Origin of the sequence: Salegentibacter sediminis (genome assembly GCF_002078605.1) — a bacterium.
Classification (GTDB): domain Bacteria; phylum Bacteroidota; class Bacteroidia; order Flavobacteriales; family Flavobacteriaceae; genus Salegentibacter; species Salegentibacter sediminis.
On sequence record NZ_MSJR01000002.1, the window covers coordinates 240,141 to 253,654 of the forward strand.

Annotated in this window: 11 protein-coding genes; 3 read left to right on the top strand and 8 right to left on the bottom strand. The window is 41.0% G+C overall.

All coding sequences use genetic code 11. The features are described from left to right. Positions 1–45: 45 nt before the first annotated feature. Positions 46–1,218 carry a 2-isopropylmalate synthase gene (locus BUW93_RS05360; RefSeq protein WP_081209917.1) on the bottom strand — a complete coding sequence of 391 codons (1,173 nt, stop codon included), beginning with the start codon at positions 1,216–1,218 and terminating at the stop codon, positions 46–48. Between the two features lie 147 nt (positions 1,219–1,365). Between BUW93_RS05360 and BUW93_RS05365 the strand changes: the two genes are divergently transcribed. Then, the gene (locus BUW93_RS05365; RefSeq protein ID WP_081209919.1) at positions 1,366–2,910 is read left to right on the top strand and encodes a hypothetical protein; all 1,545 of its coding nucleotides are present in this window, start codon (positions 1,366–1,368) and stop codon (positions 2,908–2,910) included. Between the two features lie 272 nt (positions 2,911–3,182). Here the strand turns inward: BUW93_RS05365 and BUW93_RS05370 are convergent, their stop codons facing one another. Further along, on the bottom strand, positions 3,183–3,881 hold the full coding sequence (locus BUW93_RS05370; protein ID WP_081209921.1) for an RluA family pseudouridine synthase: 699 nt from the start codon (positions 3,879–3,881) through the stop codon (positions 3,183–3,185). 32 nt (positions 3,882–3,913) lie between these two features. Next, on the bottom strand, positions 3,914–4,732 hold the full coding sequence (panB, locus tag BUW93_RS05375; RefSeq protein ID WP_081209923.1) for a 3-methyl-2-oxobutanoate hydroxymethyltransferase: 819 nt from the start codon (positions 4,730–4,732) through the stop codon (positions 3,914–3,916). A gap of 64 nt (positions 4,733–4,796) precedes the next feature. On the opposite strand from panB, the gene BUW93_RS05380 reads away from it, so the two are divergent. Next, the gene (locus BUW93_RS05380) at positions 4,797–5,261 is read left to right on the top strand and encodes a 3-methyl-2-oxobutanoate hydroxymethyltransferase (protein WP_081209925.1); all 465 of its coding nucleotides are present in this window, start codon (positions 4,797–4,799) and stop codon (positions 5,259–5,261) included. Here BUW93_RS05380 and BUW93_RS05385 read toward each other — a convergent pair. The 4 genes from BUW93_RS05385 to BUW93_RS05400 all read right to left on the bottom strand — a co-directional run bounded on the left by BUW93_RS05385 (position 5,258) and on the right by BUW93_RS05400 (position 9,833). Next, complete coding sequence (locus BUW93_RS05385) at positions 5,258–6,295, bottom strand: formylglycine-generating enzyme family protein (RefSeq protein ID WP_110688271.1); 1,038 nt, start codon at positions 6,293–6,295, stop codon at positions 5,258–5,260. The two genes, BUW93_RS05380 and BUW93_RS05385, sit on opposite strands and share 4 nt — an antisense overlap. 166 nt (positions 6,296–6,461) lie before the next feature. Beyond that, entirely contained in the window at positions 6,462–7,466 is a 1,005-nt protein-coding gene (locus BUW93_RS05390; RefSeq protein WP_081209927.1) for an alcohol dehydrogenase, read from the bottom strand. 69 nt (positions 7,467–7,535) lie between these two features. Further along, complete coding sequence (locus BUW93_RS05395) at positions 7,536–8,156, bottom strand: CPBP family glutamic-type intramembrane protease (protein ID WP_081209929.1); 621 nt, start codon at positions 8,154–8,156, stop codon at positions 7,536–7,538. A gap of 243 nt (positions 8,157–8,399) precedes the next feature. Beyond that, positions 8,400–9,833, bottom strand: a complete 1,434-nt coding sequence (locus BUW93_RS05400) for an L-serine ammonia-lyase (protein WP_081209931.1) — start codon at positions 9,831–9,833, stop codon at positions 8,400–8,402. Positions 9,834–10,041: 208 nt separating this feature from the next. Here BUW93_RS05400 and dnaK point away from each other — a divergent pair, with 208 nt between their 5' ends. Next, complete coding sequence (gene dnaK / locus BUW93_RS05405) at positions 10,042–11,976, top strand: molecular chaperone DnaK (RefSeq protein WP_081209933.1); 1,935 nt, start codon at positions 10,042–10,044, stop codon at positions 11,974–11,976. A 241-nt stretch (positions 11,977–12,217) separates the two neighbouring features. On the opposite strand, the gene BUW93_RS05410 is transcribed toward dnaK, so the two are convergent. Beyond that, the gene (locus BUW93_RS05410) at positions 12,218–13,489 is read right to left on the bottom strand and encodes an NRAMP family divalent metal transporter (RefSeq protein WP_081209935.1); all 1,272 of its coding nucleotides are present in this window, start codon (positions 13,487–13,489) and stop codon (positions 12,218–12,220) included. Positions 13,490–13,514 lie beyond the last annotated feature (25 nt).

Genomic DNA, 13,514 nt, shown 5'->3' on the forward strand with positions numbered 1-13,514 from the left:
ACAGGTTTATAATTTTTTCCTGTGCTGCCATTTTTGCGTCCGCATCTAGGCGATCGCTCTTATTCTTCTTTCTGAAATTTGCATAATCTCGTGGATATCATGGTCTTCAACACATCTTCGCGCATCAGCATAATTCAAGAATTCTGCATAAACTTCATCTAATTGAAGTTTAGTTAAATTATATCCCATTTTTTTGGCTTTATGTGCCAAAGCTGCTCTTCCGCTTCTTGCAGTTAAAACAATAGCCGATTCGGTAACTCCAACTTCGGCAGGATCAATAATTTCGTAGGTTTCACGATTTTTGATCACTCCGTCCTGATGAATTCCAGAGCTATGTGCAAAGGCGTTAGCGCCTACAATGGCTTTATTTGGTTGAACAAACATTCCCATTTCTTTTGAAACCATACAACTGGTATCAAAAAGGAACTTAGGATCTATTAAAGTATTTAAATTCAAATTCGGATGTTGTCTCAAGATCATAACAACCTCTTCTAAAGCCGTATTTCCTGCACGCTCACCAATACCGTTAATGGTACATTCTATCTGGCGGGCACCGTTCATCACTCCCGCGATGGCATTTGCCGTAGCAAGACCCAGATCGTTATGGCAGTGACAGGAAATTCTAACCTTATCAATGTCTTTTACATTATCTTTTAAGTACTTTATTTTTCTTCCATATTCTTCAGGAAGACAATATCCTGTAGTATCAGGAATATTTAATACCGTGGCTCCGGCTTTAATCATCTCGGTACAGACACGAGCTAAAAATTCGTTATCTGTTCTCCCCGCATCTTCAGCATAAAATTCAACATCATCTACAAAATTCTTGGCGTGTTTTACCGCGGCAACACCACGCATAATAATTTCTTCTCTTGTAGAATTGAATTTATATTTAATATGAGAATCTGAAGTGCCAATCCCGGTATGAATTCGTGGCTTTTTGGCATATTTTAGAGCTTCAGCAGCCACTTCGATATCTTTTTTAACAGCACGGGTGAGTCCACAAACGGCGGCGTTCTTAGCCAATTTTGAGATTTCGTAAACCGATTGAAAATCGCCGGGACTGGAAACAGGAAAACCTGCTTCAATAACATCTACTCCCAGCTCATCAAGGCGCGCAGCTATTTTTAGTTTTTGGGCTGTATTCAATTTACAACCTGGAACCTGCTCTCCGTCTCGTAACGTCGTGTCAAAAATTTCTACCTTTTCTGTGCTCATAAGAGATTTATTTTGCTTTATCTTTAACTAAAGTATAGTTTTAGCCTGGCCTTAATTCTGTTTTCAGAACGAGTATTACGATAATAAAAACTAAATATAAGTCGTAATTATGCTGATTTACAGTTACTTACAAACCTACTTGTTACAATGACTAATGAATTGAATGACAACCTGTTTTCGCTTATAAAGTCTCTTTCGCCCTCTGAGAAGCGACAATTTTCTTTATATGTGGGGAGAATTGGAGTGAACACCGACAGTAAATTCCTGAATTTATTTAAGGTGATGACCAAGCTGAAAAAGTATGATGAGAAGGAGATATTACAGAAAACCAGGATTAGTAAGCAACAGCTTTCAAATGTAAAGGCACATTTATACAAGCAGATATTGGTGAGTTTAAGGCTCAATCCTGCAAATCAAACGGTACCGGTGCAAATTAGGGAACAACTGGATTTTGCATATATTCTTTACCGAAAAGGTTTATACAATCAGGCCCTTAAACTGCTTGATAAAACCAAAACAACCGCCTTGCACTACGAGGAGAAAAGTCTGGCTTATGAAATTCTTGAGTTGGAAAAGATCATAGAATCTCAGTATATCACCCGAAGTATTCGAAACCGTGCTGAGTTATTGATCCAACAAACCGAAGAGCTAAGTGCACGAACACAATTAAACGCCAAATTATCAAACCTTTCCTTACAGCTATACGGGATTTTTCTAAAAATGGGTTATGCCAGGACCCAGGAGGAGGCAGCCACCATCAGGAGTTATTTTTACGACAATATTCCCGACTATAATTTTAAGGAGCTGGGTTTTCATGAAAAACTCTGGCTTTATAAAGCACATTTATGGTTTAGTTTCATCACACAGGACTTTTTAGCCTGTTACCGCTATTCCATGAAATGGATAGATCTTTTTAATGAGTATCCGCATTTGGTTTCCTTGCATCCTGTTTCTTATTTAAAGGGCAATCATTACTTACTGGAGTCACTTTTTTATTTGAATCATGTGAAGTTGTTTGAAAAGGTGTTGAAGAAAATGGAGGCCACCCTTAAAGACCCTAAAATACCCGATGATGATAATATAAAAGCCCTTTCGTTTCTTTACCTGTATTCCAATAAATTAAACCTTCGCTTTATGAAGGGGGAGTTTGCCAATGGCGAAGAGCTGGTGGAGAAATTACAGAAGAAAATAAAAAAATATAAAGGTCGAATAGACGAACACCATATAATGGTTTTCTATTATAAGATTGCCTGTTTATATTTTGGTAATGGGGATAACAGGAAATGTATCATATTTCTTAAAAAGATAATCGATAATAAATCCCTGGAGATGCGGGAAGATTTGATGTGTTTTTCCAGAATTCTAAACCTCGTGGCCCATTACGAAGCCGGGATGGACTATCATCTGGAAAGTTTAATCAAATCCACTTATAAGTTCCTAATTAAGATGAATGATTTGCACGAGGTTCAGAAGGAAATGATCCGTTTTTTGAGAAATTTACCAGATGTTTCTCCTTTGGATATCAAAGATGAATTTCGCAAACTTCACACTACTCTAAAAAAATATGAGGACCACCCATACGAACGTAGATCATTTTTATACCTGGATATTTTATCCTGGCTGGAAAGTAAAATAAATAATAAACCTGTTGCCCAGGTAATCTCCACTAAATTATCTAAGATGAGCAGGTAGTTATTTTTGAAGAAAAATAGACAAAATATATCTCCAAGGGCACTAAAATACCGTTTTTAGGTCTCCACTTCGGAAAAGACAACTTCTGCTTTCTACCTAAGGGGAAAATTTCCCACTATTATAATTTCTGATAGATTGCCTTCAGGATTTATTTTTCCGTTGGAAAAGAGAAGACGGTATTAAAATATCCAGTCTTGTTTTCTGAAGAGTAAGCGGAAATTGAAATTATTATAAAAAATAAAAAGAGTATAAAGATTTATTCAAGGATTGTTTTAGATAACACAGTTATTCCATAACACTTTATCTGGAGGCGGCGCAATCAAATGAATTTCCTCTTTTTTTACCGGATGTATGAACTTGAGTTCCCGGGCATGCAGGTGTATACTTGCATCTTTGTTGCTGCGATCAAAACCATATTTTAGATCTCCTTTTATGGGACAACCAATGGCAGATAACTGACTGCGTATTTGATGATGCCGGCCTGTGTGTAAATCTACTTCCAGCAGGTAATAATTATTAAGTTTTTTGAGAACCCGGTATTCCAGGACAGCTCTTTTGCTGTCTGGAACCTCTTTAATGTGAGCGTAGGATTTATTTTGTTTCGGATTTCTTTTGAGAAAATGGGTGAGGGTGGCGGCCTGTTTTGGTGGGGCATTTTTCACAATCGCCCAATAAGTTTTCTCAGCTTCTTTTTGCTGAAAAAGTTTGTTAAGTCTGGGCAGCGCTTTGGAGGTCTTGGCGAAAACTACGATTCCACTGGTAGGACGGTCCAGCCTGTGCACCACACCCAGATATACATTTCCGGGTTTGTTGTGTTTTTCCTTGAGATAGGATTTCACCACCTCGCTAAGGGGTTTATCGCCTGTTTTGTCACCCTGCACTATATCCCCCGGACGCTTATTCACCACAATAATGTGATTGTCTTCGTAAAGTACCTGAAGATTGGTTTTATTTGAAATGATCTTTTCCAAGTGCAAAATTTATCTAAACTGCCCACCGCGCATTAATACTGTTCCTGGTCTGACGGAAAATCCTTACTTTTCACATCGTCCCTGAAATTCTCAAAAGCTTTAGTCATTTCCAAATGCAGATCGGCATAGCGCCTTAAGAATCGTGGATTGAATTCATGAGTCATTCCCAACATATCATGAACTACTAAAACCTGACCGTCAACGCCATTTCCAGCACCAATTCCAATAACGGGAATGTTGATGCTTTCAGCTACTTCCCTGGCCAGTTTAGCAGGAACCTTTTCCAATACAATGGCAAAACAGCCAATTTTTTCAAGCAGTTTGGCATCAGATTTAAGTTTTTCGGCTTCAGCTTCTTCCTTCGCTCGCACGGTATAAGTTCCAAATTTATAAATAGACTGAGGGGTGAGCCCTAAATGACCCATCACCGGAATTCCGGCGTGAAGAATTCGTTTTAAGGATTCTTTAATCTCCTTTCCACCTTCAAGTTTAACGGCGTGAGCCCCACTTTCTTTCATAATCCTAATGGCGGAACGCAAAGCCTCTTTGGGGTCACTCTGGTAACTTCCGAAGGGAAGATCTACTACTACCAGGGCGCGATGAATAGCTCTGATAACACTTTGAGCGTGATAGATCATCTGATCTAAAGTAATAGGAAGCGTAGTTTCGTGCCCGGCCATTACGTTACTGGCCGAATCGCCCACCAGGATGACATCTATCCCGGCGCCATCTACGATTTTTGCCATAGAATAATCGTAGGCGGTGAGCATTGCGATCTTCTCACCATTTTGTTTCATATCTACCAGAGACTTGGTGGTTACCCTTTTATATTCCTTTTTTGCAACAGACATCTATCGAATTTTAAATTTGAGTAAAAGTAGTAAATTAGACCGCATCAATCAAAAATCAAGCTTTATGAAATCTCTTATTACCTTTTCTTTGCTTTTGTTTGTGACAATAAGTTTTTCGCAAACACTAACCCAGGAGGAAATGGCTAAAAAAACGGTTGTTGGTTTTTTTGAGGCATTTCATAAGCAAGACACTGTAAAACTAAGAAGTTTTGCCCATCAGAATATTGTTTTACAAAGTATATCGGTTTCTGCAGAAAATGAAACCAAACTCACAACCGATTCCTATTCTAAATTTCTACAAGGAATAGCCTCAATTCCTGATACCACGAAATTCGAAGAGGTGCTTCATAGTTTTGAGATTTCGGTGCACGGAAAAATGGCTAATGTTTCCACACCATATTCATTTTATTTAAATGGAGAAATCAGCCATTGTGGGGTGAATTCTTTCCAACTCCTGAAGCAAGACGGGCAGTGGAAGATCATTTACCTGGTAGATACCCGAGAGAAAACGGGTTGCCATAAAGATTAAATATCTTTGACGCAACGAAAACCAAGGTGTTCCAGGCTACTATCTGGGGTGGAGCTCATTCGGGCAGAGTTGCGATAACCTGTACAATAGGATTCGCTACATAGAAAGGAGCCACCGCGAATCACCTTATGTTGTTCGGCATTAAAATATTCCCTGAAATATCCATCGGTTCTGCTTTCCAGTTTGCTGTAGGCGTTGGGGTAGTAGGTGTCCAGGCACCATTCCCAGACATTTCCCGCCATGTCATAAAGTCCGAAATCATTGGCAGGAAAACTTTTCACCGGCGAGGCGTTCTCGAAACTATCATCCTGTGAATTAGAGACAGGGAAATCTCCCTGGTGGAAGTTTACAAATTCTGCAGCTACAGAAAAATCATCCCCCCAGTGGTATACCTGTTTATCCCTACCTCCACGGGCCAGGTATTCAAACTCGGCCTCGGTTGGTAAGCGTTTCCCGGCCCATTTGGCATAGGCCATCGCATCGTACCAGGAGATTTGGACTACGGGTAAGTCGTCTTTATTTTTAATAGTGCTTTTGGGGCCTTCGGGATGCTTCCAGTTGGCGCCTTCAATGAATTTCCACCAGGCTTCAGGATTTTCAGGATCAAATACCATTGCCCCCGGGGCGTAGGTTTTCCCATCCAATTCAAATTCTCTTTCTGCGGTAGTCAAGTAGCCCGTAGCTTCTATAAATTTCCTGAATTCCGCATTGGTCACTTCGGTTTTGTCAACCCATAGGTCTTTTATAGTCTCCTGGTGTTGCGGAAATTCATCCTGCCTGGCTTGCCGGGAATTTCCCCCCATAGTATAAGTGCCTCCTTCAAGCATTATCATACCTTCAGTTGACGCTAAATCTTCCCTGACTTCGATTTTTTCGATCTCGATCATCATTTGCTCGTGAAAACTTTGTTCGCTTTTTTCGGAAGTCACTTTTGAATTTTCTTCAGAAGTATTTTCCGATTCAACATTTTTACAACTGCTGAAGTTTAAGAGGAAAGCGAGTAGAAAGAGGGAGAATTTTGAGTAGGGAATCATAACCAAAGATTTTTGGCAAAGATAAAAAAGATAAAAAGAGGTGAAATTGAGATTTTTGTCAAAAGGAGACCAGTCACGAAGGTACGGGAATCTAAGTTCGAGGAGAGTCGGGAGCTATATTTTTTTATAGCTCTAACAGCCCGACTCTCCTCGATATCCCAGGAGATTATGGTTTAAGTACCACCCGGAAACGGGCTTTGTTATTAATCATCCTGTCATAGGCTTCATTTACCTTATCCAGTGGATATTCTTCAATTTTTGGTTTGGTGCCGGTTAGTGCGCTGAAGTTCAGGGTATCTTCAGAGTCCATTGCCGTCCCGCTGGGCCATCCTGCCACCGATTTTCTTCCCATAAGTAATTCCATAGGTGAAACTTCTATCGGGTCGCCGGTTGCAGCTACCATGAGTAATTTCCCATCTGTTCCCAGGCCACCAACAACCGATGTTATGGCTTTGCTATAGGGTGCGGTAGCCAGGATAAGTTTGGCTCCTCCCAGTTTTTGCAATTCTTCGGCGGCATCCATTTCATCGGTATTGATAAAATGGTGAGCGCCGAGTTCCCTGGCCAACTCTTTTTTGCTATTGCTGGAAGAAATCGCCACGGTGCGCATTCCCATTTTTGCGGCGTATTGCACAGCAAGGTGGCCCAGACCCCCAATTCCTTGAATGGCTACCAGCTCTCCGGGTTTAATTCCTGAATTTCTCAAGGCATTGAAAACCGTAATTCCAGCACAGAGCAGGGGAGCAGCTTCTGCTGAAGAAAGCTCTTCAGGGATGGCCGCGATAGCTTCTTTTGGGGCACACATATATTCGGCGTAGCCTCCATCATACGAAATTCCACTAATCTGGGCATTTTCGCAGCTAATGAAATCGCCACGTCTGCAAGGCTCACATTCAAAACAATGTCCCCCGTGCCAGCCAACACCAACTCGCTGACCTTTTTTCCAGTTTTTCACCTTTTCGCCTACTTGCTCCACGAGGCCCACCACCTCATGGCCGGGAACACGTGGATATTCAATTCCGGGGAAAATCCCGTCTTTTACAAAAGCATCACTATGGCAAATGCCACAGGCTTCTACTTTTATCAAAACTTCATCTACTTTTGGGGAGGGCTTATCAATATCTAAAAGGACAAAATCTCCTCCCTTTTCTTTTACTTGAGCAGCTTTCATAATTATTTTTTTTATTCAGCTGATAAGTTACAAAATGAGGTAGGGAACAACTTATAAGCCTTTGTTAAATTAAAGGAGACGGGGCAAAAGAAAGAAAACCACCACTGCATTGTTCATTGCGTGCAGGTAGATTGGCCAGAGCAGGCTATGGTTTTCAAGCTTAATTTTTCCGAAGAAATATCCGGCGATTATCCGCGGAAATATTAAAATAAAAAGAATTAAGTCGAATTGCCAACCTTCGATATAGTTCCATACGTGCACCAACCCGAAAAGAATAGCGGTGATCATCCAAAAACTCACATAATTACGGCAAAGAAATATCCTGAATTTTCTTAAAAAACGGCTGGGTTTAAGAGCAGAAAAAAAGAGAAAAAGTATAAAAGCTGATAATACCACCAGGCTATATTTCAATATAGCGTTAGACTCCACAGGAATAAAAGCAAGAGCGATAAAACTAAAAACCGCACAGATGAAAATATAAATTTCGGTAAGGCTTGGTTTTACCAGGCTTCGAAAAAGGCTTTCTTCCAGAACGGGAGCGATAACCACCGCCATAATCACGAAAGCCAGCGGACTTTCATTCATAAAATTAAAAAGCTCGGTTTGCTGGTATTTTTCAAGATCGATCGAAGGAATTACTGTTGTGAGAAAACCCAGCAAAAAAAAGAACAAAAAATAGGTTCCCAGCATTAACCAGTAATTTCGAAAAAGATTGCTGACTTTTGGTGGGAGATTTAGGAGCTGCAAAGACTTAAATTTGATTATTACTGCAATTTAAAACTGTATGCTATTTTAAGCCACAAATTCACGAATTTTTATTTCTGAAAATAGTAAAGATTCGTAATAACTCATACCTGGAAACAGATAATTGATATAGAACAGATTACCACGTCGGCTATCGCCTCCTTGTAATGACGATTATAGCAGGATGTTCTAACAATCACTCAAACTCACCTTCACCGCAAGCCCGCCTTCAGAGGTTTCCTTGTATTTTGAGTTCATATCCTTTGCGGTATCCCACATTGTCGCAATAACTTTGTCCAGGGGAACTTTAGCTTTACTGGCATCGCTTTCCAGGGCGATTTCAGCGGCATTTATAGCTTTAATTGCCCCCATTGAATTTCTTTCAATACAAGGCACCTGTACCAATCCGGCTATGGGATCGCAGGTAAGGCCCAGGTGATGTTCCATAGCGATTTCGGCGGCCATAAGGGATTGTTCGGGAGTGCCCCCTAAAAGGTCAGTAAGGCCTGCTGCAGCCATTGCTGAGGAAACTCCAATTTCGGCCTGACACCCGCCCATAGCAGCAGAAATGGTGGCTCCTTTTTTAAAGAGACTGCCAATTTCACCGGCAACCAGCATAAAGCGCTTTAAATCTTCAAAAGTGGCGTTGTGATTTTCGATTACCATATAATACATCATCACAGCCGGAAGCGTTCCCGAACTGCCATTTGTAGGAGCAGTAACTACCCGGCCCAGCGAGGCGTTTACCTCGTTTACACTAAAGGCGAAACAGCTAACCCATTTAAGGATCTGGCGGAATTTTACTTCAGTCCTTCTTATTGCGGTGATCCATTCTTCCGCATTCGAATATTGTTCGTCTCCTATTAAGCGTTGGTGCATCTCAAAGGAGCGTCGTTTCACATTCAAGCCCCCGGGAAGGGTGCCTTCGGTATGACATCCAATATACATAGATTCCAGCATTACATCCCAAACCTGGCGGAGGCCTTTATCTATTTCTTCATCGGTGCGGAGGGATCTTTCATTTTCCAGAACTACTTCAGAAATACTCATATTTTGCTCCTTGCAATACTGAAGTAATTCGGTAGCTTTTTCTATGGGGAACGGAAATTCCAAAAAGCTTTGCATTTTTTTGCTGGCATTCTTACGTTCCTTTTTTACCACAAACCCACCACCGATGGAATAAAAGGAGGAAGAGTATTTCTTCCCGTTTGCCAGGCTTGCCCTAAAGGTCATTCCGTTGGGATGAAACTCCAGGAATTTACGGTTGAACTTCACATCGTTTTCTATATTAAAAGGGATAGCTCTTTCTCCGTTGAGCAACAATTCAGCATTCTGACGGATTTTTTCTATCTCCCTGTCAATTATGCTGATGTCCATAGTAACCGGATCGTGACCTAATAAGCCTAGAAGTGTGGCCACATCTGTAGCGTGACCTTTTCCGGTTAAAGAAAGGGAACCATACAAATCTATATGGAGTTTTTCCACCTGGTCGAAGCAGCCTTTTTTCTTTAATTCAGCAATAAAACGCTGGGCAGCACGCCAGGGACCAAGAGTATGAGAGCTGGAGGGGCCAACGCCTACCTTCAGCATATCAAAAACGCTAATACATTCAATTTTTCGCATTCAGAGCAAATATTTGAATGCAAAAATAAGGATTTGTCAGGCTTAAGCATAGTTTAAAATAGAAAGTTTATAACGATTTCGTAAAGTAGATTTGGTAAGGCTTTCAGATGAAAGTGACAACCTGTCAGAAGTTTTCTGCTGGCATAATGATTGACTTTAACAGAGCGAATCGAATTGAAATCAATAAAATAAATCAACGTATAAAGTTATGAGTAAAATAATTGGAATTGACTTAGGTACTACCAACTCGTGCGTTGCCGTAATGGAAGGTAACGAACCAACGGTAATACCTAATGCCGAAGGTAAGAGAACTACGCCTTCTGTAATTGCCTTTGTGGAAGGTGGCGAAATAAAAGTAGGAGATCCTGCAAAGCGTCAGGCGGTAACCAACCCTGAAAAAACTGTAGCGTCTATCAAGCGTTTTATGGGGAATAAATATTCTGAGTCTTCTAAAGAGGCAGGAAGAGTTCCTTATAAAGTTATAAAAGGAGATAACGATACTCCACGTGTTGAAATAGACGGAAGAAAATATACTCCGCAGGAACTTTCGGCAATGGTACTTCAAAAAATGAAGAAAACCGCAGAAGATTATCTTGGACAGGATGTTAATGAGGCGGTAATTACCGTACCTGCATACTTTAACGATTCTCAGCGTCAGGCTACAAAAGAAGCCGGTGAGATCGCAGGTTTGAAAGTAAGCCGTATTATAAACGAGCCTACTGCAGCAGCATTGGCCTATGGACTTGATAAAAAATCTCAGGACCAGAAGATCGCGGTATATGACCTTGGTGGGGGTACATTTGATATCTCTATCCTTGAATTAGGTGATGGTGTATTTGAAGTATTGTCTACTAATGGTGATACACACCTTGGTGGTGACGATTTTGATGAAGTATTAATAGATTATCTTGCAGATACTTTTCAAAAAGCTGAAGATATTGATCTAAGAAAAGACCCAATGGCACTTCAGCGTTTAAAAGAAGCTGCTGAAAAAGCTAAAATTGAGTTGTCTTCTTCAACACAAACAGAGATCAATTTACCTTATGTAACGGCAACTTCAAGCGGCCCTAAACACCTTGTAGAAACGATCACTCGTTCTAAGTTTGAGCAATTAGCTTCAGATTTGGTAACCCGTTCTATGGAGCCGGTTAAGAAGGCACTTAGTGATGCAGGTCTTTCTAAAAGCGATATCGATGAGGTAATTCTTGTTGGTGGATCAACTCGTATCCCTAAGATCCAGGAAGAAGTTGAAGCGTTTTTCGGAAAGAAACCTTCTAAAGGTGTAAACCCAGATGAGGTTGTGGCAATTGGTGCTGCGATCCAGGGTGGTGTACTTACAGGAGATGTAAAAGATGTATTGCTACTTGATGTTACTCCACTTTCTTTAGGTATTGAAACTATGGGAGGAGTTAACACTAAGCTTATCGAATCTAATACAACGATCCCAACCAAGAAGTCACAGACTTTCTCTACGGCGGCAGATAATCAGCCTTCAGTTGAGATCCACGTGCTTCAGGGAGAGCGTCCAATGGCGGCAGATAACAAGACAATTGGTAGATTCCACCTTGACGGAATTCCACCAGCGCCAAGAGGAACTCCTCAAATTGAAGTGACTTTTGATATTGATGCTAACGGTATCATTAAAGTAAGTGCTACCGATAAAGCAACTGGAAAATCTCAGGATATTCGTATCGAAGCTTCTTCAGGATTAACTGAAGAGGAAATCGAGAAAATGAAGAAAGAAGCTGAAGCGAATGCTGAAAGCGATAAAAAAGCCAAAGAAAAAGTAGATAAGCTTAACGAAGCTGATGCTATGATCTTCCAAACTGAAAAGCAGTTGAAAGAATTTGGCGATAAACTTTCTGATGAGAAGAAGAAGCCTATCGAAGAAGCTTTGGAAGAGTTGAAGAAAGCTTACGAAACAAAAGAAGTTGAAACCATCCAACCTGCTTTAGATAAGATCAATGAAGCCTGGAAAACCGCTTCAGAAGAGATGTACAAAGCACAGGCAGAAGCCCAGGGCGGGCAGGCCGGAGGCCCCCAAGGAGCACCCGGAGCCGGCGCCGAAGGTGGCCAGGCCGGAGGAGGAGACTCCAAAGGTGGTGACGATGTAGAAGATGTAGATTTTGAGGAAGTGAAGTAAGCAGAGAGCCATTATTCAAAGCGCGAAAAGCGCTTTGAATAATGTGCGAATCGCTTATCCCGAACTTGCTTCGGGATCCCTGAAAAGTCTGAATCGTATGTTGAGTTCGGAGCTTTTTGAAAATTGAGCGAATCGCTTATCCCAACGAAAGTCGGGTTCTCAAAAGACAATAGATTAAATTGAAAAGCGTGAACTGAAAAGTTCACGCTTTTTTAGTTTATATAAATTTCCTCTTCGGTGGCTAGGGGGCAAAAGTATAATACAAATACCCTAAATTAAACAGCACTAAAAACCAAAAACAAACCAGGCTGAAAATGCGGTAATTCTTTCCAGGTTGATGTTTTTTTGGCATTTGGTTGCCGGTAACGAGTTTATAATTAAACCAGGCCAAAAATGGTGCAGATAGAAATGAAAGTCCGGCGGCAAAATCTACCAAAAGTGTAAAGGAGCCCGACAGGAAAAATAATATAGAAAGTGAAAAAATCGGGATAATGAAAATGGAAATTCGGTAAATTTTCCATTTTTCTTTTTTATCAGCAGGTTTATTCTTTTCGGGGTTTTTTAATTCAGAAATCACTCTCGGGTAGGCATCAGTAACTGTTAGAACGGTACTTAACATGGTAACAAAAGCTGCTATGGAGATCAAAGGTTTGCTCCAGACTCCAAGGGTTTTTCCGTAGAGTTCTACCAACTGGCTCGAGAATTCCACGCTGTTGCTGGAAAACGAAGTGCCACTGCCAAACATTACTAAAACGCCTAGCAAAAAGAAAAGTAAACCAATAAATGCAGCCGAAAGATAACCCACATTAAAATCGACAAATGCACCTTTTACTGAAATTTTCTGTTTATTCTGCACCGCCTTTTCTTTGGTCCAGATGGAGTGCCAAACCGAAGCATCCAATGGAATAGGCATCCAGCCCATAAAAGCGATGATAAAACCCAAACTGGCAGTAGTCCAAAGCGAAGGCGATTCGGTAGTTACCGCATCATTCACTGTACCAGCGCCAAAAGCCATAATGACCGCGGCAAGAGTGGCAAAGGTCAATAAGGTGACGATCACTTTCATACTTTTATCGAGGCCGGGATATTTTCCTATTAAAAGTAAGGCGATACTGGCAATGAGAATAATGCCACTCCAAAGAAAAGGTGACCAGCCAAAATTGAAGAGTCGCTCGGCTAAACCGGCGGTGACAATAGTCACCGCAGCCTGAATAATAAACATACTTCCCAGGGTGATCAAAATATAGATCCAATAAGGAAATTTGCCGAGTTTTTTATAACCGGTAATGAGATGGTTTCCCGTACCTGCGGCAAACCTGGGGCCAAATTCCAAAAAAGGATATTTTGAAATGCAGGCAAGGATCAAGGCCCAGATAAGTATAAACCCATAATCGGCTCCAGCGCGAGTGGCTTGCACCAAATGAGAAACTCCAATAGCTGCTCCCGCCAATAAATAGCCGGGACCTATACTTTTTAAAATAGATGTTTTGGAAGAAGTATTTTTTTGTTTCATTTAGAATCTTGAATCCTTAAAAACG

Coding starts and splice junctions, on each gene's coding strand:
- BUW93_RS05360 (WP_081209917.1), bottom strand. CDS start 1,218: ATGAGCACAGAAAAGGTAGAAATTTTTGACACGACGTTACGAGACGGA.
- BUW93_RS05365 (WP_081209919.1), top strand. CDS start 1,366: ATGACTAATGAATTGAATGACAACCTGTTTTCGCTTATAAAGTCTCTT.
- panB (WP_081209923.1), bottom strand. CDS start 4,732: ATGTCTGTTGCAAAAAAGGAATATAAAAGGGTAACCACCAAGTCTCTG.
- BUW93_RS05380 (WP_081209925.1), top strand. CDS start 4,797: ATGAAATCTCTTATTACCTTTTCTTTGCTTTTGTTTGTGACAATAAGT.
- BUW93_RS05385 (WP_110688271.1), bottom strand. CDS start 6,295: ATGATTCCCTACTCAAAATTCTCCCTCTTTCTACTCGCTTTCCTCTTA.
- BUW93_RS05390 (WP_081209927.1), bottom strand. CDS start 7,466: ATGAAAGCTGCTCAAGTAAAAGAAAAGGGAGGAGATTTTGTCCTTTTA.
- BUW93_RS05395 (WP_081209929.1), bottom strand. CDS start 8,156: ATGCTGGGAACCTATTTTTTGTTCTTTTTTTTGCTGGGTTTTCTCACA.
- BUW93_RS05400 (WP_081209931.1), bottom strand. CDS start 9,833: ATGCGAAAAATTGAATGTATTAGCGTTTTTGATATGCTGAAGGTAGGC.
- dnaK (WP_081209933.1), top strand. CDS start 10,042: ATGAGTAAAATAATTGGAATTGACTTAGGTACTACCAACTCGTGCGTT.
- BUW93_RS05410 (WP_081209935.1), bottom strand. CDS start 13,489: ATGAAACAAAAAAATACTTCTTCCAAAACATCTATTTTAAAAAGTATA.